Source organism: Pseudomonas sp. GM24 (assembly GCF_000282235.1).
Lineage (GTDB): Bacteria > Pseudomonadota > Gammaproteobacteria > Pseudomonadales > Pseudomonadaceae > Aquipseudomonas.
This window is the reverse complement of the sequence record NZ_AKJR01000371.1, coordinates 1-1,634: the sequence shown is the minus strand read 5'-3', so window position 1 is coordinate 1,634 and position 1,634 is coordinate 1. Positions and strand designations below refer to the sequence as shown.

Annotated in this window: 2 protein-coding genes; one reads left to right on the top strand and one right to left on the bottom strand. The window is 58.0% G+C overall.

All coding sequences use genetic code 11. From position 1 onward, the window contains the following. On the bottom strand, nt 1-753 hold a 753-nt coding region (locus PMI23_RS28445; protein WP_007950328.1), incomplete at its 3' end, for a cbb3-type cytochrome c oxidase subunit I. Between the two features lie 95 nt (nt 754-848). Between PMI23_RS28445 and PMI23_RS28440 the strand changes: the two genes are divergently transcribed. Next, the gene (locus PMI23_RS28440; protein WP_007917148.1) at nt 849-1,529 is read left to right on the top strand and encodes an alpha/beta family hydrolase; all 681 of its coding nucleotides are present in this window, start codon (nt 849-851) and stop codon (nt 1,527-1,529) included. Nucleotides 1,530-1,634 lie beyond the last annotated feature (105 nt).

Sequence of the window (1,634 nt, the reverse complement as noted above, 5' to 3'; positions counted from 1 at the left end):
GTACAGGGTGATAAGTGCCCAGAAATGCACGATCGACAGGCGATACGAATACACCGGACGCTCGGCCTGTTTCGGCACGAAGTAGTACATCATCCCGAGGAAACCGGCGGTGAGGAAAAAGCCTACGGCGTTGTGGCCGTACCACCATTGCACCATCGCGTCGGTTGCACCGGCGTACACCGAGTACGACTTGGTGAAACTCACCGGCAACTCAAGGTTGTTGACGATGTGCAGAATCGCCACGGTGATGATGAACGCGCCGAAGAACCAGTTGCCCACATAAATGTGCTTGGTCTTGCGCTGCATGATCGTGCCGAAGAACACGATGGCGTAGGTGACCCAGACGATGGTGATCAGAATGTCGATCGGCCATTCCAGCTCAGCGTATTCCTTGGAACTGGTGTAACCCAGTGGCAGGCTGATCGCCGCCAGCAGGATCACCAACTGCCAGCCCCAGAAGCAGAACGCGGCGATTTTTGGTGCAAACAACTGGGTCTGGCAGGTGCGTTGCACCGAGTAGAACGAACTGGCGAACAGCGCACAGCCACCGAACGCGAAGATCACCGCGTTGGTGTGCAGCGGGCGCAGACGGCCGAAACTGGTCCAGGGCAAATTGAAGTTGAGTTCGGGCCAGACCAATTGGGCCGCGAGAAAAACCCCGAGGCCCATGCCGACGATGCCCCACACCACCGTCATAATGGCGAATTGGCGGACCACCTTGTAGTTGTAGGCGGTACTGATAGAAGTGTTCATGGTTCCCCATCCACGGTTCAGCCGAAGTGAGCGCGCGCACAACACGCGGCGAATCCTTCGTCTGGAGTTATAGGCAGACTAAAAGCGAGGCAAGCATGGACAAACAGCACAAGGCCAGTATTGACGGGGATCAATGGGCGCAGTGCGTGCGTGATCATGGGTGGCTTTGGGATGCCGCCAATGGTGAAGTTTCTGCGACGTTGATCCTGGCGCATGGGGCGGGGGCGCCGATGGACAGTGACTGGATGAACGATATGGCTGGGCGCCTTGCCGGGCTTGGGGTGAATGTGTTGCGGTTTGAGTTTGCGTATATGGCGCAGCGGCGGGTGGATGGGGTGAAGCGGCCGCCGAATCCTGCTGCGAAACTGCAGGAATGTTGGCGTGAGGTGTATGCCGAGGTGCGGCGTCATGTCGCTGGGGTTTTGGCCATTGGCGGGAAGTCGATGGGTGGGCGGATGGCGAGTCTGCTTGCTGATGAGTTGGGGGCTGATGCGCTGGTGTGTCTGGGATATCCGTTTTATGCAGTGGGGAAGCCGGAGAAGCCTCGGGTTGAGCATTTGGCTTCTTTGCAGACTCGGACGTTGATTGTGCAAGGCGAGCGGGATGCGCTCGGCAATCGGGAGGCTGTCGAGGCTTACACCTTGTCACCGAGTATTGAGGTGGCGTGGTTAGCTGCCGGCGATCATGATTTGAAGCCGCTTAAGGTTTCCGGGTTTACCCATGAACAGCATTTGGCCAGCGCCGCGCAGAAAGTAGCCGAGTTTCTCAGCAAGTGACCGAGCTGGGTTGAGATTTTGAACTGCATGAAGATCTGCTCCCTTTCCCCCTCGCCCCCATGGGGGAGAGGGCTGGGGTGAGGGGGATCGATTTCAGCTGCGACA

Excerpts from the sequence above, each read along its gene's own strand:
- PMI23_RS28440 (WP_007917148.1), top strand. The coding sequence starts at position 849 with ATGGACAAACAGCACAAGGCCAGTATTGACGGGGATCAATGGGCGCAG.